Here is a 22,511-nt window from a genome sequence, read left to right on the forward strand (position 1 = left end):
GGCGCCGAAGAATCGCCGCCCGGATCATCCGCCGACGGGTTCGATTGACTCCGGGGCCAGGTCCGGCACCTGACTGGCCAGGTACTCGGCGAGCGAGCTGATCGTCGGATAGTCGAAAACCGCTGTGGCGCTGATGGTGAACGCGCCACCGAACTGGCCGTACAACCGATTACGGAGTTCGACCGCCATCAGTGAATCGGTACCGAGGTCGAGGAAGCGGCTGGTCGCGGCGGGAGGTTGCGCAAGCCGCAGGAATTGTTGTACTTCCCGCTGCAGGAATTCCGTCAGGAAACTGACTCGCTCCGCCTCCGGTACCTCGTGCAGCTTCTTGAGCAGCTCGCTGTCGCCGGGTGCCGTCGCGGCGTCGCTCGGCAGCAAGTGGTCGAGAATCGGTGGGCGTGAACCGCGCAGCATCTTCGCGGCACGCTGCCAGTTGGCTTTGATCACGGTCGCCTGCCCCGTTCCGTGGGCGACGATTTCGCCGAGCGCATTGAGGGCAGCCGTGGGTTCCATCGAAACCAGGCCTTGCGCACCGAGATTGGCGCGCGCCGCCTCCGAAGCGGCCATGCCGCCGTGCGCCCAGGGACCGAAGTTGACACTGGTCGCGGGAAGGCCTTGCGCTCTGCGTTCGGCGACGAGCCCGTCGAGCAGCGCGTTGGCGGTTGCATAGTTGGCCTGGCCGGGCGAACCGAGCACGCTGGAGATCGACGAGTAGAGGACGAAGAAGTCCAGATCGTCCTTCCTGGTCAATCGGTGCAAGTTCCACGCCCCCAATGCTTTCGGCAGCAGGGCTGTCCGGAAGCGTTCGACACTCTGCTGCGGCAGCAGCGCGTCGTCGAGTACGCCCGCCAGGTGCACCACCCCCGCCAGCGGCGGCAGCTCCGCCCGGATCCGCTCCAGCAACTCCTCGACCTGGGACTCGTCGCCGATGTCGGCCGCAAGGGTGTGGATCCGGCAGCGGTAGCGCTCAGTGATGTTGGCGATCACCTGTTGTGCGTCCGCGTCGGGTGCGCGGCGGCCGGTCAGCACGATGTCACCGGCACCGAGTTGGGCCAGGTAGGACGCCGTGTGTAGGCCGAGGGCACCAAGGCCCCCGGTGATCAGATAGCTCCGATCGCCCTGCGGCTGCAGCGGGTTGGGCATCTGCAGCACGATCTTGCCGATATGCCGCGCCTGCTGCATGCGCCGAAACGCGGTTTTGGCCTCGCTCAGGGGGTAGATCTCGGCGGACAGCGGTGCCCACTCGCCGCTGCCCAACCCGTCCGACACTTCGGCCAGCAACCGCCGGATGCGCTCGGGGTCTTGCAGAATGGTCCCGTCCAGCGCCACCACTTCGTAGTCGATGTCGGGACGGGCCTCCGCCATTCGCTCCGGAGTCCAGATGTCTCGCTTGGCGATCTCGGCGAAGCGGCCGCTGTGGGCGGTGGCCCGTACGGTCGCTTCGACAAAGCCCTCGTTGGTCAGGCTGTTGAGCACCACGTCGACGCCGGCACCGCCGGTGTCGGCGAGGATTTGGTCGGCGAAATCCGTTGTGCGCGAGTCGTACACATACTCGACGCCCAACTTGCGCAGGGTCGCGCGCTTGTAGGCGCTGGCGGTCGCGAAGACGGTCGCCCCGTGCTGCTGCGCCATTTGGATGGCGGCCAGTCCGACACCACCGCTCGCGGCGTGAATCAGCACGCGGTCACCGGGCCTCAGCTGCGCCCAGTCGAAGGCGAGCCGGGCCGTGAGTGCGGCAGCCGGAATGGTCGCCGCGGCCACCGCGCTGAGCCCGTGCGGTACCGGCGCCAGCAATTGAGCGGGAACATTGATCCGACTGGCAAATGCTCCCTGCATGAAGCCGAAGACGCGCTGGCCGACCTCGAATCCGGTTACGCCGGCACCCAACTCGGTGACGATGCCGGAGAAGTCGCCGCCGATCAGCCCCGGATCGCCCGGGTAGAGGCCCAGCACATTGAGCACATCCCGGAAGTTCAGACCGGCGGCCTCCACCCGAACTTGCACCTGGCCCGCAACCGGCGACAGCACTTCCGTCTCGGCGAGTCGCAAGTTGTCGATGGCGCCGCGTTCGGTCGGCGCGAGGACATAGTCGCCCGCGCGCGGCACCGCGAGGTAACCGCTGCGTGCCCATGGCACCAGCCTCGATGCCAGGAACTTTCCTTGCCGCAGTGCCAGTTCCGGCTCTTGAACGGATCCGTCCGGTGTGCGGAGCAGGCGCGCTAGCGAGTGCGCGGCCGCATCCGATCCGTCGTGGTCGATCAGCCTGCAGCGCAGTGTGGGCTGCTCGGCGATGGCGGTGCGTCCCAGCCCCCACAGCGCCGCCTGCACGGGATCGACCTGCTCGCCGGCTTCGGTCGCCACCGCTCGTTCGGTGACGATCCACAGCCCGCCGGGCAGTTGCACTCCCTCTTCGGCCAGCAGGGCGCGCATGGCGCCGAGGAGGTTGTCGACGTCGGCCTCCAGCCGAGCGCCGAATTCGTCACTTGACTCCTCCGCGTTCGGCCGGCCCCTGCCGCGCCAGACGATGCCGGTGACCGGCGTACCGCTCTCATGCGCGTGCGCGATGAGCTGCTGCCAGCCCTGCCGGCCCATCGCCCCTTCGGACCGGATACAACCCGGCAACTCGGCCGCCAGCTCGTCGAACCCTGCGACCAGCCATGGGCCGGGGGCCTTCTCGCCGTGCCCGGGATCGCTGATCGCCTCCGGCACCGGCACCTCGTGCCAGCCAAGCGTGTACAGCAGCCGGGAAACGTCGCCGCCAAGCCCGCGCAACAAGGCTTCCCGGGGCGCGCGTTTGACGGTGAACTCGCGTATTCCGCCGAGGTGACGGCCATTCCGATCCACGAAATCGAGATCGAAGACCTGAGTTTCGCTTTCGACGCCGCCGGTACGCCACTTCGCTCGGCAATAGAACCGCTGCGGCATCCGATCCGACAGCACCACTCGCCCGTACCGCAGCGGGAGAAACAGATCCGGAACCGCTCCGCGTTCGGTCGCCGCTAGCAGCGCCGGGAAGGCAGGGAAGGCGACGCCCGTGCACAGGTCCAGCAGCACCGGATGGACCGGCTCACTTCCCAGGTGTTCGGCGAGTTCATCGCCGACGACGACATCGCCGATCGCCTCACCTTCGCCCACCCACAGCGATTTCAGGGACGTCGACCAGGTCGGACCCCATGCCAGCTCCATGTCGGCGAAGGTGTCGAACAGCTGCTGGGGACGGGTGCGGTTCAACCGCTCGATCGCCGCTTCGACGGGGTCCGCCGGATCAACTGCCGACTCTTCGTCGACACCGGTGAAGACGGCGCCATCGGCGTTCAGCGCCCACTCGGCATCGCGGACGCCATATGGGCGGCTGTGCACTTGGAAGGTCCAGCCGCCGCGATCCTCGGAGGGATGCAATGTCAGCTGCACCTCGCGAGATTGCTTGTCGGCCAAGATGATCGGCTCATAGAAGAAGACGTCTCGTACGTGAGCCGGCGTTCCGACCGCCGCGAGGGCCATCGCCGCGTAGGTCGCGCCCGGAACGACGACGGTGCCATAGATGACGTGATGGGACAGCCACGGCTGGGACTTGACGGACAACCGGCTGGTATAGACGACGTCACCCGAGGCGAGGTCCTTTTCAGCGCCCAAGATGGCGGATACCGTGCCGCCCTGAGCATCGGTGCCTGCGATCCCGGACGCCTTGGGCCAAAAGTGCCGGCGCTGGAACGGATAGGTGGGCAGGTCGATCCTGCGGCGTGGGAGTTGTTGCAGCGCAGCGAACTCGAGCCGATGTCCGGCAACGTACGCCGCGGAAAGCGCTTCGGCCATCTGGCGCCGGGCGCCCGCTCCCTTGCGCAGGGAAACGATCGCCCGTGGCGCCGGCGAGTGTTCCGGCCAGACCTGCACCGCAGCCGCGGTCAGAATCGGTTGCGGCCCGATCTCCATCAACACCGAGCATCCCAGCGCCGCCAGCGTGCGGACGCTCTCGGTGAACTGCACCGGCTGGCGGGAATGCCGCCGCCAGTATTGCGCGTCGAGCGCGGTTTCCGCCGTGAGCACGGCGCCGGTGCGGTTGCAGACCAGCGGCCGTGTCGGTGTGGCGAACTGCAGCCGCGCCGCATACGACTCGAATTCGTCGAGCGCCGGCTCCAGCAGCTCCGAGTGGAAGGCGTGGCTGGTATCCAGCCATGTGCAGCGGATCCCGTCATCGCTGAAGATCGCGACAATCTTTTCCAGCTCGGCACCCGGACCCGACAGCACCGTATTGCGGCCGTTGTAGGCGGCGACCGAAACGGCGGAGAACTGCTTGGCGGCGTCCTCCACCTGCTCGGCGTCGGCGAACACCGCCACCATTCGACCGCCCTCGGCCAGATTGCCGAAGAGCCGGCCGCGTTCGGCCATCAACCGTGCCCCGTCCTCGAGGCTGAAGACTTCGGCCACGCATGCCGCCGCATACTGGCCGACGCTGTGCCCAAGCACAACGTCGGGTTCGATGCCCCACGACTGCCACAACCGGGCCAGGCCCATCTCGATCGCGAAGAGCGCCGGCTGAGCAAAAGAGGTGTGCCGCAACGCGTCTCCCCCGGAGTCGCGGTCGGTGTCGAACACCACCTCCAGCAACGGACGCGGCAGCAGATCTTCGACCGCTTCCGCGCACCTCGTCACCGTTTCGGCGAATACCGGCTCCGTGTCGAACAATTCGCGAGCCATCCCCGGGTACTGGCTGCCCTGGCCGGTGAACAGCCACGCCGTCTTCGGCGGGTCGGCACACTCGCCGCGGACCACACCCGGTCGCACCCGGCTCTCGGCCAATTCGGCCAATGCGTCGCGGGCACCTTTGACGGAATCGACGACCAGGGCGGCGCGGTGTTCGAAATGCGAACGCCCGACGCCGGCCGTGAAGCACACGTCGGCGATGTCAACCTCGGGGTGTGCGTCCAGCCAGGTGCCGTAGCGCTGCGCCAAGGCCGCCAACGCCTGCGGCGAGCGCGCCGACAACGCAAACACGCCGAGCCAATCACCCGAGACGCCCGACTCCGGCGCCGTCGCGTCACCGTTTGCGGGGTCGCCGGCCACCGTTTGCGGCGGCGCCTCCTCGAGCAGCACATGGGCGTTCGTGCCGGTGAACCCGAACGAGCTCACTCCGGCCCGGCGGGGCCTGCCGTCGGTCTGCCAGGGCATCGCCCTGTCCACCACCCGCACCGGCAACGAGTCCCACGGAATATGCGGCGAGGGATTCTGGAAATGCAGGTTCTGCGGCAGAAGTTCGTGCTGCAGAGACAACACGACCTTGATCAAACCGGCGACCCCCGCGGCCGACTCGAGGTGGCCGAGGTTGGTCTTCGCCGATCCAATGAGCAAGGGCCGGTTCGGGTCACGGCCGGCGCCGTAGACGGCCGCCGCGGCCTGCACCTCGATCGGGTCACCCAGGGAGGTACCCGTGCCGTGCGCTTCGAGGTAATCGATGTCTGGACCGGCGACGCCGGCCCGGGCCAGCGCCGCGGAGATAAGCCGCTGCTGCGCACCCCCGTTGGGCACGGTCAAACCGCTGGAGGCGCCGTCCTGATTGACCGCGCTGCCCCGAATGACGGCACAGACGCGGTCGCCACTGCGCTGCGCATCGCTCAGCCTCTTGAGCACCAGAACGCCGCAGCCTTCACTGCGCACGTAGCCGTCGGCGGCGGCGTCGAAGGTCTTGCACCTTCCGTCCGGCGACAACATCCGGGCGCGGGAGGCGGCGACGATCGAGGCCGGACTCAGCAAGACGTTCACCCCGCCGGCCAGCGCCAGATCGCAGTCACCGGAGTGCAACGCCTGGCAAGCCTGATGGACGGCCACCAGCGAGGAGCTGCACGCGGTGTCCACCGCCACGGCCGGTCCTTCCAGCCCGAGCGCGAACGCGACTCGGCCCGCGATGGCATTGAGCGCATTGCCGGTGATGAAGTGTGCTTCGATGCTCTCGACCGAGTCCCGCGACAGCAGGTGTGAGTATTCGTTGGCGGCCACGCCGACGAAGATGCCGCTTCGGCTACCGCGCAGGGCCGCAGGGGAATAGCCGGCGCGTTCCAGCCCCTCCCAAGCGATCTCCAGCATCAACCGCTGCTGCGGGTCCATCCATAAGGCCTCGCGCGGGGAGATACCGAAGAACTCCGGATCGAATTCGTCGATCCCGTCGAGGAATCCGCCGCTGCGGCTGTAGATCTTGCCCGGCGTTTCGGGGTCCGGGTCGTAGTACTCGTCGATTTCGAAGCGGTCATCCGGGATCTCCCGGATCGCGTCGACAGCGCCGGACAGGACTTCCCAATACGCTTCGGGATCGGGCGAGGCCGGAAAACGGCACGCCACCGCGACGATCGCGATCGGCTCGTCCGCGGACCCGGTCGACAGCGACGGCGGCGGCTGGGTAGCCGCCTTGGAGCCCGCCTGCGCGGTGAGGCCGAGGACGTCGGTGAGCAGGTACTCCGCCACGTCGGTGACACGCGGGTAGTCCATCGCCAGGGTCGCCGGCAGTTCCTTGCCCACCGCATGTTCCACGCGGCGCCGCAATTCGACCGCCATCAGCGAATCCATGCCCAGGTCGAAGAATCCGGCCTCCTCCCGAATCTCCGCCGCGTCGATCCGTGTCACCTCGGCGACAACATCGCGCAGGTAATCGACGAGGAGTTTCTTGCGCTGCTGCGCCGGGGCGAGGGTGAGCTGTTCCACGAACCGCGTGGGCCCAGCGGAAGGTTCGGGGGCCGTCACCGACTCGGGCACCTCGCGGCCGACCTCCTCGAGGAAGGACCGCTTGCCCGCCTGCTGATAGAGCGGCAGGAAACGGGACCAGTCGATCCGAGCCACCACCCCTTGCGTCGCAGAAGCCACGATGAGCTCGGCCATTCCGGCCAGCGCATCAGCGGGCGGCAGCGTGCGGACTCCGCGTTGCTCCAGTCGCGCACGTGCGTCTTCGTCGGCCATGCCGGCCGTCCACGGACCGAAGTTGACGCTCACCGCAGTGACACCCTGCTCGCGGAGCCGCCAGGACAATCCGTCCAGGAAGGCGTTGGCCGCGCCGTATGCGGTCTGGCCAAAGCTGCCCCATACCGAGGCGATCGAGGATGTGCTGAGGAAGAAGTCCAGCGCCAGGTCCACGGCAGCCTCGCTCAAATGCCAAGCGCCCCAGACCTTTCCCGCGAACACCCGATCCACTTCAGCATCGTCCAGGTGGCGCAGCGGCGTGTTACCGATCTCTCCGGCGGCATGGACGATCCCGGCGAGCGGCGGTAGTTTGGCCTGCACGGTGGCCAGCAGGCGAGCAACGTCGTGCGGATTGGCGACATCGGCTGTGATGACCCGCGTTTGGCAGCCCCACTGTTCGCGCATGGCATCGATCCGCCGTTGCGCCGCATCGCTGGGCGGGCGCCGGCCCGTCAACACCAGGTGCCCGGCACCGTGCGCGGCCAGGTATCCGGCGATTTCCAGCCCGACCGCGCCCAATCCACCGGTCACCAAATAGGTGGCCTCGGCACGCAAGGCGAGCGGTGTTCCGATCGGCCGCCCTTCGCGCCGGGTCAGCCGGGCGACATAGACACCTTCGTCTCGCAGCGCGACTTGGTCTTCGCCACGCGGCCCTGCCACCACCTGACTGATCAACCGGGTCCACTCGCCGGCAGTGCCTTCGGACAGATCAGCCAGCCCGCCCCACAACTGCGGATGCTCGAGGGAAGCGGCGCGCCCGAACCCCCACAGACAGGACTGTGCGGGCCGTACGCTGTCGGCCGCGGTGACACGTTGCGCGCCACGGGTTATCAGCCAGATGGGTGCGCGGATTTCGGCGGCGGCAGCGGCGCGGAAGAGTCGACGCGTTCCGCCCAGGACATGGTGTTGCATCCGCAACAAGGAACGCATCGATGGCGCATTGCCCCGATCGAGCCCCGCGCAATGCAGGATGCGTAGCGTCGGTTGCTCTGCCGCCGCCGCGCGCAGCGCCGATTCGAGCCGCTCCTCTTCGGCGTCGGACACCGGCAGCCCGACGATCCGGAACGGATGACCCTGAGCGGTCAGCGCGTCGGCTAACGGTGCGACCGCTTCGGCGTCATCGCCGATCAACAGCCAGGAAACGGTGTCCGTGCGGGTGGCCGCGGCAACGGATTTCTCCCAACGGATCTCGTACCGAGCATCCGCAATGGACTCGGTTTCCCGCTGTCGGTTGTGTTGTGCCGCAAGCCTGGTCAGCACGTCGGTGGTCTGCCGGCTGGCGTTCGCACCGTCGATCAGCGCGGCAAGTTCCTCGATCCGGCCGTCCTCGAGAAGTTGGACGGCTTCGGTGCGCGTGGCATCGGCTTTCGCGGGCACCTGGGTGGATGGAACGTCGTTGTCCCGGAACCAGTACCGGCGATGCTGGAACGGATAAGTGGGCAAGTCGAGCTTGCGCGTCGGCCCCTGCTGCAGAGCCCCGAAGTCCGGCAGGTGACCGCCGGTGTAGGCGGTGGCAAGGGCTTCGATGATCTGGCGGTGGTCGCCGCCGGTTCGGCGCAACGACGGGATCGCCCGCGGCGCCGCCGCCCGGTCAGGCCATGCCCGCAAAGCCGCGGCGGTGAGCACCGGTTGCGGACCCACCTCCAGCAGCATGGCGCAATTGAGATCGGCCAGGGTGGCCACACTCTTGGCGAATTCGATCGGCTGGCGCGCGTGGCGGCGCCAGTACGGTCCATCGAGTTTCGCATTCCGGCCGAGGGCGGCGCCGGTGCGGTTGCATACCAGAGTCCGTTGTGGCGAGCAGAAATCGAATCGGCTTGCGTACGACTCGAATTCATCGAGGGCCGGGTCCAGCAGCGCTGAATGGAACGCGTGGCTGGTGTCCAGCGACTCGCATCGAACACCGTCGGCGGTCAAGCTGGCCACCGCCCGGTCCAGATCCTCTGCTGGTCCCGACAGCACGGTATTGGCACCGTTGTAAGCGGCCACCGAGAGCCGCGGGAATTCGTCGGTGAAGCCCTCGACCCGCTCCGCGGCGGCGAAGACCGCCACCATCCGACCGCCCGCGGGCAAACCGCCGAAGAGGCGACCGCGTTCGGCGAGCAACGACGCTCCGTCCTCGAGGCTGAACACACCGGCGACGCATGCGGCGGCATACTGGCCGACGCTGTGACCCAGCACCACGTCGGGTTCGAGGCCCCACGACTGCCAGAGCCTCGCCAAGCCCATCTCCACGGCGAACAACGCCGGCTGGGCGTTGTTCGTCCGCCGCAGATCTTCGGAACTCGCGGGGTCGAAAATGACGTCCAACATTGGCTTTTCGAGCGCGCCATCGACCACCGCCGCGCAACGGGTCATCGTTTCGGCAAACACCGGTTCGGTTTCGAACAACTCCCGGGCCATGCCGGCGAACTGGCTGCCTTGACCCGGAAACAACCACGCCGTCTTCGGCCTGTCGTCGCACGTTCCCCGCACCAAACCCGGCGCGGGACGGTCGTCGGCGAGCGCCCCGAGCAACTCCGCGGCGGACTCCGTCGAATTGACCACCAACGCGGCGCGGTGCTCGAAGTGAGCTCGGCCGACGCCGGCGGTGAAGCACAGCTCTGACAGGCTGGTATCCGGATGCGCGCTCAACCAGCTGCGGTATCGACCGGCCAGCTGCGCCAAGGCTTCTGGGGTGCGCGCCGACAGCGGCAGCACGCTGAATCCTCCGTCCGCGGTCTTCGCGACGGGTACCGCGGGCGCAGCGAGCTGGGGCGCTTCCTCGAGGATGACGTGCGCGTTGGTCCCGGAGAAGCCGAACGAACTGACCCCCGCAACCCGGGGTCGACCGTTGCGCTCCCAGCTGGTGGCCTCGTCCACCACCCGCACCGCAAGCCGATCCCACGGGATGTAGGGCGATGGGTTCTCGAAGTTCAGGTGCTTCGGCAAAACCTGGTGCTCGAGCGACAGGACAACCTTGATGATTCCGGCGATCCCCGCGGCGGCTTCCAGATGCCCGATATTGGTCTTCACCGACCCGATCAACAGCGGCCGGCCCGCATCACGACCCTCGCCGAGTACCGCGGCCGCGGCCTGGACTTCGATCGGGTCGCCCAGCGATGTCCCGGTCCCATGCGCCTCCAGGTATCCCACGTCGCGGGCGGAGACGCCGGCGCGCTTCAGCGCCTCGGCGATGACGCGCTGCTGGGCGACACCGTTCGGCACGGTCAGTCCGCCCGACGCGCCGTCCTGATTCACCGCGCTGCCGCGGACCACCGCCCGAATCCGGTCACCGTCGCGGATCGCGTCGTCCAGCCGTTTGAGGACGACGACACCGCATCCCTCACCGCGCACGTAGCCGTCCGCCGCCGCGTCGAACGTCTTGCAGCGGCCATCGGGCGCGAGCATGTGCGCCCGCGAAAAGGTCATCATCGTGGCCGGGCTGAGCAGGACATTCGCACCGCCGGCCAGCGCGAGGTCACATTCCCCCAGCCGCAGCGCTTGGCAAGCCTGATGGACCGCCACCAACGACGAGCTGCACGCGGTGTCGACCGTGACGGCCGGGCCCTGCAGCCCCAACCGGTAACTGATCCGCCCGGCTGCCGCGGCGGCCGCCGTCCCGATCGCCATGTACGCGTCGATCGCGTCGTACTTCAGCTCATCCGAGACCATCGCCAGGTAGTCATGGGTGGACAGACCAATGAAAACCCCGGTGTTGGTATTCGCCAAAGCCGTTGGGGCCGTGCCTGAATGCTCCACCGCCTGCCATGCCGTCTCCAGCAACAGCCGATGCTGTGGGTCCATCAGCATGACCTCACGCGCCGATACCCCGAAGAACGGCGCATCGAACCCCACTGCGTCGTCGACGAAGCCCGCCCGTCGGCTCACAATCTTCCCGGGCGCGTCGGCATCGGGGTCGAAGAATTCCTCGACACGCCACCGGTCCGGGGGCACCTCTGACACCGCATCCCGCCCGTGCCGCAGCACGTCCCAGAACTCCGACGCGTCGGCAGCACCCGGAACACGGGCTGCGTAGCCGACTATCGCGAAACCCGATGCCTTCTCTGTTGAAGCTTCGGCGGTTCCCATGCATCTGTCCTCTCGCATCGACCCGCGAAGGTAGATCCCCGGGGCCGGCCTCCGGCGACGGGTCCGTAACTCCGGACCAAACCGTGTGACCCGATCACTGCACCACATGCCGACCCGGTACGCAGGAGAATCGTTCCCCCTACGGCGAGTAGTGTCGCCGGATGCCAGACTGCGTCCCACGCCGGGCCGCCCATCACCCTAATCGGTAGCCCCGCCTGTCGCTGCGAGCACGTGCGGCCCGGCATGTCGGGGACGGTGGGTGCCGAAGAAGCTATCTTGATCTCGCCAGCGGCCGGCCGGAACCGCAGCGCTGGCGGAACGAGGAGAAGATATTGCGTATCGGGAAAATCACCATCGGCTCAATCCGTGATTGGACGCCGAGCCCAGGAGTTCTCATCTCCTGGCACCCGACACCCACGGCCCGGGAAAGGGCCCGGCAAGCGCCGGTCAGCCCGGTGCCCGTCAGCTATATGCAGAGTCAGCATCTTCGGGGTTATCACCGGCAAACGACCTCGGGGCTCGACTATTCACGGCAAATCATCGCGACCTGCGAAGTCCCCGGCCAGTGCGACATCTCCGCCATGAATGACGCGCTCAATGCATATTTGCGCCGGCACGACACGTATCGCAGCTGGTTTGAGCACACCGACGCGGGCGACATCATTCGGCATACCATCGACGATCCCGCCGATATCGAATTCGCGCCCACCGACCACGGCGAAATGGCCGTTGACGACTTGCACAACCATGTGGTGGCCACACCCGATCCGCTGCACTGGGAGTGCTTCAGCTTCGGGATTGTCCAAAACGAGAATCACTTCACCTTCTACGCGAGCATCGACCACGTCCACGGGGACGCGGCGCTGATCGGCATCACGATGGTGGAGTCCCACGCGCTGTACATGGCGTTGACGGGTGGCGCGGGGCCCCTTGCGCTGCCCGCCGCCGGCAGCTTTGACGATTTCTGCGCCGAAGAGCGCCGCTACACGTCAGACTTGACCCTGGATTCGCCGCAGGTGCGCGCGTGGATCGACTTCGCCGAGAACAACGATGGAAGCCTGCCGGAGTTCCCTTTGCCACTGGGAAATCCGTTGGAGCCCAGCAAGAGTGAGATGATCACGGACACCCTGATGGACGCGCAACAAACCGCGAGATTCGAAGCGGCCTGCTCGGCGGCGGGTGCGCGCTTCGTCGGCGGCTTGTTCGCCTGCCTCGCCCAGGTGGAACACGAATTCACAGGTGCCGCCACCTATTACGGACTCACCCCCAGAGATACCCGAAAAACTTCGGACAACTTCATGACCCAGGGTTGGTTTACCGGCTTGGTTCCGATCACCGTGCCGATTGCCGCCGTGTCCTTTAGCGATGCCGCCTGGGCGGCTCAGAGTTCTTTTGACTCGAGTCTGAACATGGCGAAGGTCCCCTATTACCGCGTGCTGGAATTGGCGCCGTGGCTGAGCAGGCCCCGCCCTAACTTTCCGGTGACAAATTTTTTGCATGCGGATGCCGCTCCGATGAACGCCGTGCTCGCGGCAGCTGAGATGGGCTACACCAACAACATTGGGATCTACTCCGACGGAAGATATTCGTACCAGCTAACGATCTATACCTTCCGGTACGAGGAAGGCACCGCGATGGCGATAATGTTTCCAGACAACGCGGTTGCCCGAAAATCAGTCGCCCGGTATGTCGCGGCAATGAAGTCCGTCTGTATGCGGGTCGCTGATAGCGGGCATTGGGGGCGCGTTGCCTAGCGGGGAACAGTGCGATGGCTACTGATTTTCTCCGGACTCGGCCTTTTCACGCGGCCGGGAGCGTAGCGAGGTCGATGTGCGACGGCTAGCTGATTTTGTGGTGCGTTGGCCCGGGGTCGTCATAGGTTTCTGGGTCCTGATCGCGGTCGCACTGCCGCTGACGTTCCCGCCCCTGAACGAGATGGCGCAGAAGCACCCACTCGCGATGCTGCCGAGCGGCGCGCCGTCGAGCGTGGCCGCCCGGAAGATGACCGAAGCGTTTCACGAATCGGGCGCCGAAAACCTCATGCTGGTGGTGCTCAGCGATGAGAAAGGGCTTGGGCCCGCCGACGAAGCCACCTACCGCAAGCTGGTGAGCGCCCTGCACGACGACCGGCGCGACGTGCTGATGTTGCAAGATTTCGTCAGCACGCCGCCCTTGCGTCCGGTTTTGACCAGTAAGGACCGCAAATCCTGGGTGCTGCCGGTCGGCCTCGCCGGCGAATTGGGCACACCAAAGTCCTACGCCGCCTACCTCCGCGTTGCCGACATCGTCAAACACAACGTCGCCGGATCCCCGTTGACAGCGAACCTGACCGGACCCGCTGCCACCGTCAGCGATCTCACCGTCGCGGGCGAGCGGGATCGCCTTCCGATTGAACTGGCGATCGCCGCCCTGGTGCTCGTCGTCCTGCTGGTGGTCTACCGCAACCCACTCACCATGCTGCTGCCGCTGCTCGCGATCGGAGCGTCGATGGTGATCGCGCAGGCCGTCGTCGCCGGAATCTCGCAAATCGGCGGCCTAGGCGTTTCGAACCAGTCCATCGTCTTCTTGAGCGCCATCATCGCCGGCGCGGGAACCGACTACGCGGTCTTCCTGATCAGCCGCTACCACGACTATCTGCGACGCGGCGCGGACTTCGACGAAGCCGTGCGGCGGGCGCTCACCTCGATCGGAAAAGTGATCGCCGCATCCGCGGCCACGGTCGGAATCACTTTCCTCGGAATAAGTTTCGCCCGAATGGGTGTGTTCTCCACGGTGGGTGTCTCGTCGGCCATCGGGATCGGCGTCGCCTTCCTCGCTGCGATGACCTTGCTGCCCGCCATCCTGGTAGTGGCCGGGCCGCGCGGCTGGGTCAAGCCCCCACGCGAACTGACCGCCCGGTTCTGGCGACGTTCGGGGATTCGCATCGTGCGCCGGCCCGGCGTGCATCTGGTTGCCAGCGTGCTGGTGCTGATCATCCTCGCCAGCTGTGCGGGCTTGGTGCGCTACAACTACGACGACCGCAAGGCCCTGCCGTCCTCGGCACCGAGTTCGATCGGGTATGCCGCGCTGGATCGCCACTTCCCGGTCAATCAGTCCATTCCCGAATACATCCTCGTCCAGTCACCGCACGACCTGCGTACGCCGCGGGCGCTTGCGGATCTGGAGCAGATGGCCGACCGAGTCAGCCAACTGCCGAACATCGCTGCGGTCAGCGGCGTGACCCGGCCCGCGGGCGCGGTGCCGGAACAGTTCAGGGCCACCTACCAGGCGGGCGCCATCGGCGCTCGCCTGGGCGCCGGTTCGGCCCTGATCAGCGACCACGCCGATGATCTCAACCGACTGCTCGCCGGGGCCAACACCCTGGCCGACAACCTCGGCGATGTGCGGGGCCAGGTCAACCAGATGGTCGCAGGGATGCAAGGCCTGACCGAGGCTTTCACTTCGATGAGGACCCAGTACGGCGGCGACAAGTTGGTCAAGGAAGTCGTCACCGCCGCCAAGCTCGTCAGCAGCATCAATTCCCTCGGCCATACCATCGGCGTCAACTTTGCGGCCGTCAAGGACATGTTCGCCTGGGTGGCCCCGGTGCTGGCGGCGCTCGAGGGCAACCAGGTTTGCGATGCCGATCCGTCCTGCAGCGCCACCCGCGCCCAATTCGAGCGTGTGGTCAATGCCCGCGGTGACGGAAGCCTCGACCAGATCAACGATCTGGCCGGACAGCTCCAGGCGTTCCAAGACCGGCAGACCCTCAACGCCTCGGTGGATCACCTGCGTGGTGCACTCGCCAACTTCGTCAAGGCGCTGCATGCCATGGGGCTGGACCAGCCCGGCGGCCTGCAGGCCGACCTGAACCATCTGCAACAAGGCGCTGACCGGTTCGCCAGCGGAAGCCGGCAAGTGGCCGATGGGGTGGACCAACTCGTCGACCAGATCAAACAGATGGGTACGGGGCTCGGCGAGGCGTCGGCGTTCCTCCTCACGCTGAAACGCGACGCGGCGGAACCGTCGATGGCGGGGTTCAACGTTCCGGCGCAGCTGCTGCACATGGAGGAGTTCAAAAAGGCCGCCAAGGCGTTCATTTCGCCCGACGGGCACTCGGTGCGGTATTTGGTGCAGACCAAACTCAACCCGTTCAGCGCCGAGGCGATGGATCAGGTCAGCGCGATCAGCGATACCGCCAGAGGAGCCCAACCGAATACGTCATTGGCGGATGCGTCGATATCGATGGCCGGATATCCCGTTACGCTCCGGGACACGCGAGACTTTTACGAGCACGACATCAAATTCATCATTGTCGTCACCATCATCGTCGTGCTGATGACGCTGATCGCGCTGCTGCGTGCGGTCGTCGCGCCGCTGTATCTGGTCGCTTCCGTCGTTATCTCGTACTTGTCGGCGGTGGGTATCGGCGTCCTGACATTTCAATTCCTACTGGGCCAGCAATTACATTGGAGCGTCCCGCCGTTGGCCTTTGTGGTATTGGTCGCCGTCGGGGCCGATTACAATATGCTTTTCGTCTCGCGAATGCGTGACGAATCCCCGAACAGCATGCGTTATGGCGTCATCCGCGCGTTGAGTTCGACCGGCGGTGTGATCACCGCGGCGGGTTTGATCTTCGCCGCCTCGATGTGGGGCCTGGTGTTTTCCAGCATCGGCACCGTCGTCCAGGGTGGCTTCGTGATCGGGATCGGAATCTTGCTCGACACCTTTCTGGTCCGCACCATAACGGTGCCCGCCTTGGCTACGCTGGTCGGGCGGGCCAGCTGGTGGCCGTCACGGCCGGGAGCGCAGCGGTCGCGAGCCCAGTCACCGGCCGGGACCGCGGACTAGTACCAGTCAGCTGCGAGGCCGACGAGCGATATGCGACACTACGAGACCAAGTCGGGCAGGCGGGAAGTGGCGATGCGGCAAGTACTCGCAGGAGTTACCGCTGTGGTAACCCTCGGCGTCACAGGATATTTCGGCCTCGGGATCGCGACGGCCGATGACGAGCCCGGCGACGGGACGGCGTACGCGTTGGGCGGCGCGCACGTTCCCGGCATTCCGTACGACGAGTACGGCAGGCGCCTGGGTGCCGGCTGGTTTCCCGGGCTGAGCCGAGAGATCGTCGACTACCCGGCGGGGCAGGTGCAGGGCCACGTGCTCGAACGGCTCTTTCCGGGGATTGGTCGGCTCGATGAATCCTTCCCGGGTTTGGGCGTGGATGGCCCCAGCGTCGGCGAGTCGGTCGCCGTGGGGACCGAGAACCTGGATGCGGCGATCCGCAGGGGTGGGCCCGGTGCCGCGATCGGGTTGTCCGAGGGTTCGCTTGTGGTTGACGCCGAGCAGGCCCGGCTCGCGAACGATCCGACCGCTCCCCCACCAAACCAATTGGTCTTCAGCACATTTGGCAATCCGGTCGGGCATCACGCCTTCGGCGAGAGTTTCCTGACCTCATTCTTTCCGGTCGGCGCCGTCGTTCCTGCAATGGACTACCGCATACCGCCCCCCGTGGAAAGCCAATACGACACCAAGGCCTTCGTCGCCGCCTACGACATGATCGCCGACTTTCCGGACCGGCCGGACAACCTGTTAGCGCTGGCCAACACGCTCGTGGGCGAAGCGACCGGTCATACCGCGGTCGCGTTCACCGACCCCAGCATGGTGCCGCCGCAGAACATCAGGACGACCGTCAACTCCAGGGGCGCGAAGACGACGACGTATCTGATTCCCGAAAGGCACCTCCCGCTGGTACTGCCCTTGGGCTACCTGGGCGTGCCGGAAGACGTGCTGAATCAGCTCGACGCGGAGCTGACCCCGATGGTGAATGCGGGCTACTCGCGCAACGACGACCCGCTTACCGCTCCGCTTCAAGTGGATCCAGTGCGGGGCTTCGACCCCGCGGCCGTGATCGCACCGGCCAGTCAGGCCACCTTCGGCGGGGGCGGCGATCCCTTTTCGCAGCTGATGTCCAGTGCCATGGCTGCGCTGAATCAGGGCAACCGCTGACCTTGAGGGTGTAGACACGCCCGGGCGTATGGCGGCGATAATGACCCAAATTCGCCCACGTCAAAGGAGACGCGATGAGCAAACCCCCGACGGACCGCCCGCTGCGCGTCATCCAGTGGACGACCGGCAACATCGGGCGACGTTCGCTGCACGCCATCATCGGCAGGCCGGACATGGAGTTGGTCGGGGTGTACGCGCACGGAGCGGACAAGGTCGGCGTGGATGCCGCCGAACTGGCCGGCTGGCCGAAACCGACCGGCGTGCGCGCGACGAACGACATTGACGCGCTGATCGCCCTAGGTGCCGACGCGTGCTGCTACAACCCGTTGTGGCCCAACATCGATGAGCTGGTGCGCTTGCTGGAGGCGGGCGTCAACGTGTGCTCCAGCGCGGCCTGGATCACCGGCGGCAAGCAGACGCCCGAGGACCGCGAACGCATCGTGGATGCTTGCAAACGAGGCGGTTCGACGATCTTCGGCAGTGGGGCGCACCCGGGCATGACCAACATGGTGGGCATGGTGCTCAGCGGCGCGTGCGAACGCGTCGACGAAATCCGGATCACCGAGTCCGTGGATTGCTCGACCTACGAGTCGGCGGAAACGCAGACGGCGATGGGCTTCTCGCAGGATCCCGACACGCCGGGGCTGGCGGAAAGCGTGCGGCGCGAAAGCGAGGTCTTCGCCGAATCGGCCGCCATGATGGCAGACGCGATCGGCGCGAAGCTGGACCGGATGACCTTCGACGTGACCTTCACCGCGGCCACCGGGGATTCGGATCTGGGCTTCATGAAAATCCCCGCGGGAACGGTCGGCAGCGTCTATGGATACCACCGCGGCTGGCAGGGCGACCGCAACGTGGTCAGCGTCGGGTTCAACTGGACCATGGGCAATCATGTGGTGCCGCCCAAGCCGCTGGAGCACGGCCACGTCATCCAGGTGTACGGACTGCCCAACATGCGGACGGTCCTGCATTGCCTGCCACCGAAGGATTGGACGGAGCCCGGGTTCATGGGGTTGGGAATGATCTACACGGCGATGCCGGTGACCAATGCGGTCCCGGCGGTGGTGGCGGCCGAGCCCGGGATCGTGACGCTTGCCGATCTGCCGCCGGTCACCGGCAGGGTGGCCCGGTAACGGCCCGGAACCATATGCGGTTCACCACATCGGAGGCACCCGGAGGAACGCTTGCGTGCACTAAGGTTTAGAGTGCTTAGCTGAGCAAATTGTCGAGGGACATCGGTGTCGTCGGCGACGTAGGTGAGCTTTGCGGCAGCGCCGGGGTGGCGGTAATGCGGAAGGCGGTCAGGTGGTGGCTAGTCCAGACTCAGGTCCACGTACCGGCACCGTGACCCGCGTCCTCAAAAGGGCGTGGATACCGCTGCTTCTGGTGGTGGTCTTGGCCCTTTCGGCGTTGATCGTGTCGCGGCTCCACAAGATTTTCGGCTCGCAGGATCTCAACGCGAACTCCGGCAAGGGGATCGAAATCGTGCAGTTCAACCCGAAGGTCGTCGTGTACGACATCACGGGGCCACCCGGGGCCACCGCCAACATCAACTACTGGGACGAGAACGCCAACACCCATCAGGTCAATGCGGCGCCACTGCCGTGGTCGACCACCATCTCGACCACCTTGCCCTCGGTGAGCGCCAACATCATGGCGCAGAGCGACAGCGGTGAGATCAGCTGCAAGATCACCGTCGACGGCGTCGTCCGCGAACAGCGGAACTCCGACGGCCACAACGCGCAGACCTTCTGCCTGGTGAAGTCCGCATGAGCGACGGCACGGGCAAGGGCCACCTGGGCACCGCGGACACCGAGGACACCGGACCGGTCACGACGCCGGCCCAAGCAAAGGCCGAGCGCGGCCACCGGCCATACCTGCCCCACTCGATCCGAATCTTCGCGGTGCCGATCATCGTGGGCTGGGTGTTCGTCACGGTCCTGGTGAACGTCATCGTCCCGACGCTGGAAAAGGTCGGCGAGGCCCATTCGGCGCCGATGACACCGCTGGACGCGCCGTCGATGAAGGCGATGATGCGGCTGGGCCACAACTTCCGCGAGTTCGATTCCAACAGCACGGTCATGATCGTGCTGGAGGGCCAGCAGCCCCTCGGCCCGGACGCGCACCAGTACTACGACAAGCTGATTCGGGACCTCCGCAAGGATCCCCAGCACATCCAGCACATCCAGGACTTCTGGGGCGATCGGCTCACCGCCGCGGGCGCGCAAAGCGCCGACGCCAAGGGCGCGTACGTGATGATCAACCTGGCCGGAAACCAGGGCACCACGCTGGCCAACGAGTCGGTGGACGCCGTGCGCAAGGTGATCGACGAGAACAAGGCACCACCGGGTGTGAAGGCCTACGTCACCGGTCCCGCCGCGTTGTCCGACGACATGCACATCATCGGTAACGCCAGCCTGGCCAAGATCACGCTGTTCACCTTGGGTGCCATCGCGATCATGTTGCTGCTGGTCTATCGGTCCATCGTCACCACGCTGGTCCAGCTGTTCATGACCTTTGTCGCGCTGGCCTGTTCGCGGGGTGTCGTCGCCGTTCTCGCGTACCACAACGCATTTGGGCTCACCACTTTCGCCGCCAACATCCTCACCATGCTGGCGATCGCGGCCGGCACCGACTACGGCATCTTCCTCGTCGGCCGTTATCAAGAAGCGTTGCGCGCCGGCGAGGATCGAGAAACCGCGTACTACACCACCTTCAAAGGGGTGGCCCCGGTTGTGCTGGGGTCGGGGCTGACCATCGCCGGGGCGACGTACTGCCTGAGTTTCACGCGGTTGCCCTGGTTCAACACCATGGGCGCCCCTGTGGCGATCGGCATGCTGGTGGTGGTGCTGGCCGGACTGACGCTGGGTCCGGCGGTTGTCTTCGTGGGCAGTCGCTTTCACCTCTTCGAGTCCAAGCGGGCGGCCAAGCGCGGGCGGCTCTGGCGGCGGGTGGGCACCGCGGTGGTGCGCTGGCCCGCACCGGTTTTGGCCGTGAGCGCCGCGGTCGTGTTGGTGGGCATGGTCGCGTTGCCGAGCTACAAGACGAGCTACAACGACCGCTACTACCTACCGACCTCCGCCCCATCCAATCTCGGGCAGGCGGCCGCCGACCGCCATTTCTCGCAGGCCCGGATGAACCCCGACATGCTGATGGTGGAGTCCGACCATGACATGCGAAACCCGGCCGACATGCTGGTGTTGGACCGGGTCGCCAAGAACGAGATGCGCACGCTCGGCATCGCCATGGTTCAGGACATCACCAGGCCGCTGGGCATTCCGATTCAGCACAGCTCGATACCGTTCCAGAACAGCATCCAAAGCCAGACGACGATGCAGAACATGGGCTTCCTGAAGGAGCGCATCGCCGACATCCTCAGAATGGCCGACGACCTGCAGACCCAGATCGAAACCACACAGCGCCAATACGAGGTGTCACTAGACCTGTCGAACGCCGCGGACGACAGCGCAAAGACCACGGCCGTGACGTCGCAAATCACCGATACCCTGCGTGACCACATCGCGGATTTCGACGACACCTTCCGGCCGATTCGCAGCGTCTTCTACTGGGAGAGGCACTGCTACGACATCCCCGTGTGCATCGGGTTACGGTCCCTCTTCGACACGTTCGACGGGTTCGACCAGCTCGCCGAGCAGTTCCACTACCTCACCGCCGACATCGCGCACACCGCCAAAGCCACCCACGACCTGAATGCGCTGTTTCCCACGCTGATCACCACGCTGAAGACCACCAGGGGCATCACGCTCACCCTGTACCAGACGTTCAAGGCGATGATCGACCAGATGGAGGCGATGAGCAATACGGCGATCGTGATGGGGCAGAGCTTCGACGCGTCGAAGAACGACGACTTCTTCTACCTGCCGCCGGAGGCTTTCGACAACCCCGATTTCCAGACGGGCCTTCGCATGTTCTTGTCGCCCGACGGTAAGTCGGCGCGATTCTTCATCACCCACCAGAGCGATCCGATGACGCCGGAAGGTATTTCGCGGGTCGACGCCGAGCGCACCGCCGCGCAGGAGGGACTCAAGCAGTCGTCTCTGCAGGACGCCAAGGTCTATCTCGGCGGCACGGCCCCGACGTTCAGGGACATGGCCGACGGCGAGAAGTACGACCTGATGATCGCCGTGGTGTCGGCCCTGACGCTGATCTTCATGATCATGCTCCTGCTGACTCGAAGCGTGGTTGCCGCGCTGGTGATCGTCGGCACTGCGGCCAGCTCGATCGCCGCGTCATTCGGCCTGTCCGTGCTCATTTGGCAGGACCTGTTCGGCATCAGAATCCACTGGATCGTGATGGCGCTGTCCGTCATCATCCTGCTGGCCGTCGGATCCGACTACAACCTGCTGCTGGTCTCGCGATTCAAAGAAGAGATCCATGCCGGGCTCAAGACCGGAATCATCCGGTCGATGGCGGGTACCGGTGGGGTGGTGACGGCCGCGGGCCTGGTGTTCGCCTTCACGATGGCCTCGATGCTCGGCAGCGACTTGCGGGTGCTGGGCCAGTTCGGCTCGACGGTGTGCATCGGTCTGCTGCTCGACACCCTGATCGTGCGCACGCTGCTGATGCCGTCGATCGCGACGCTGCTGGGACGATGGTTCTGGTGGCCGCAGGTGGTACACCCCCGCGGCGACAACGCCCGGCGCGCGGTGCCGGCTTAAGTCGGCAGCTGCACGACCACCGCGACGGCTCCGGCACCGACATGCAGCGCCAGCACCGGCCCCAGCGGGGTGATGATCGCCGGCTCGCAGACCGGTAGTCTGCGCGCCAGCTCCGCCGCCACTTCCTTGGCGCCGTCCGGGTTGGCGACGTGATGAACCGCCAGCGCGGCCGGACTGTCGCCGGCGACCCCGCAGACCCGGTCGATCATCGCCTCCGTCGCGTGGGTGACGGTGCGTACCCGTTGCGCCAGAACGAGTTTGCCGTCGTCGATGCGCAGCAGCGGCTTGAGCGCCAGCGCCGTGCCCAGCCATGCCTTGGCGCCGCCGATTCGCCCGCTGCGGCGCAGGTTGTCCAGCCGGTGCACCACCATGAAGGCGTGGCTTTGCCGTGCGGCCGCGGTCGCCGCGCCGGCGACAGCGTCGAGGTCACCGCCGGCGGCGGCGGCCCGCGCGGCGGCCAATGCGATGAAGCCCGTGCCCATGGCGGTCGACTTCGAGTCGACGACCCGTACGTGGGCGTCCAGGTCGGCGGCGGTCCGTTCCGCCGCGCCGCAGGTGCCCGACAGTGCGGACGAAATGTGCACCGCCACCACGCCGTCCCCGCCGCTGTCGGCCAGCGCCTGCTGGTAGGCGTCGGCCAGTTCGGCCGGTGTGGCCGCCGCGGTGGTGGCGTGACGCTTGTAGATGTCGTCGGGGATCTGGTCCACGCCGTCACGCAAATCGACACCGTCGAGCAGGATGTGCAGCGGCACAACCCGTATCGCCCACTGCTCCAGCAAGTCGGCCGGCAAGCGCGCCGACGCGTCGGTCACCACTACGACGGACATCGAG

At 66.3% G+C, this 22,511-nt stretch carries 8 protein-coding genes; 6 read left to right on the forward strand and 2 right to left on the reverse strand.

What is annotated here, in order from left to right; translation table 11 throughout:
• Positions 1-24: 24 nt before the first annotated feature.
• Positions 25-11,013, reverse strand: coding sequence for a type I polyketide synthase (locus tag A5773_RS21130; protein WP_067792401.1), 10,989 nt, complete (start codon positions 11,011-11,013; stop codon positions 25-27).
• 332 nt (positions 11,014-11,345) lie between these two features.
• On the opposite strand from A5773_RS21130, the gene A5773_RS21135 reads away from it, so the two are divergent.
• From A5773_RS21135 to A5773_RS21160, 6 genes are all read left to right on the forward strand, one after another.
• Positions 11,346-12,767, forward strand: coding sequence for a condensation domain-containing protein (locus tag A5773_RS21135; protein WP_066952777.1), 1,422 nt, complete (start codon positions 11,346-11,348; stop codon positions 12,765-12,767).
• Between the two features lie 76 nt (positions 12,768-12,843).
• Entirely contained in the window at positions 12,844-15,843 is a 3,000-nt protein-coding gene (locus A5773_RS21140) for an RND family transporter (protein WP_067792405.1), read from the forward strand.
• Positions 15,844-15,915: 72 nt separating this feature from the next.
• Positions 15,916-17,001, forward strand: coding sequence for an acyltransferase PE (pe, locus tag A5773_RS21145; protein ID WP_066952879.1), 1,086 nt, complete (start codon positions 15,916-15,918; stop codon positions 16,999-17,001).
• 74 nt (positions 17,002-17,075) lie between these two features.
• On the forward strand, positions 17,076-18,134 hold the full coding sequence (locus A5773_RS21150; RefSeq protein WP_066952773.1) for a dihydrodipicolinate reductase: 1,059 nt from the start codon (positions 17,076-17,078) through the stop codon (positions 18,132-18,134).
• 172 nt (positions 18,135-18,306) lie between these two features.
• Positions 18,307-18,774: an MmpS family transport accessory protein gene (locus A5773_RS21155; RefSeq protein WP_197505366.1), complete on the forward strand. Its 468-nt coding sequence runs from the start codon at positions 18,307-18,309 to the stop codon at positions 18,772-18,774.
• A complete protein-coding gene (locus A5773_RS21160) occupies positions 18,771-21,680 on the forward strand; it encodes an RND family transporter (protein WP_066952769.1) in 2,910 nt (969 codons plus the stop codon). Before A5773_RS21155 ends, A5773_RS21160 begins: the two co-directional genes overlap by 4 nt.
• Here A5773_RS21160 and A5773_RS21165 read toward each other — a convergent pair.
• On the reverse strand, positions 21,677-22,507 hold the full coding sequence (locus A5773_RS21165; protein ID WP_066952767.1) for a DegV family protein: 831 nt from the start codon (positions 22,505-22,507) through the stop codon (positions 21,677-21,679). The two genes, A5773_RS21160 and A5773_RS21165, sit on opposite strands and share 4 nt — an antisense overlap.
• Between the last annotated feature and the right edge of the window lie 4 nt (positions 22,508-22,511).

Source organism: Mycobacterium sp. 852014-52450_SCH5900713 (assembly GCF_001667075.1).
GTDB lineage: Bacteria > Actinomycetota > Actinomycetes > Mycobacteriales > Mycobacteriaceae > Mycobacterium.

Excerpts from the sequence above, each read along its gene's own strand:
- A5773_RS21165 (WP_066952767.1), bottom strand. The coding sequence starts at position 22,507 with ATGTCCGTCGTAGTGGTGACCGACGCGTCGGCGCGCTTGCCGGCCGAC.
- A5773_RS21150 (WP_066952773.1), top strand. The coding sequence starts at position 17,076 with ATGAGCAAACCCCCGACGGACCGCCCGCTGCGCGTCATCCAGTGGACG.
- A5773_RS21130 (WP_067792401.1), bottom strand. The coding sequence starts at position 11,013 with ATGGGAACCGCCGAAGCTTCAACAGAGAAGGCATCGGGTTTCGCGATA.
- pe (WP_066952879.1), top strand. The coding sequence starts at position 15,916 with ATGCGGCAAGTACTCGCAGGAGTTACCGCTGTGGTAACCCTCGGCGTC.
- A5773_RS21160 (WP_066952769.1), top strand. The coding sequence starts at position 18,771 with ATGAGCGACGGCACGGGCAAGGGCCACCTGGGCACCGCGGACACCGAG.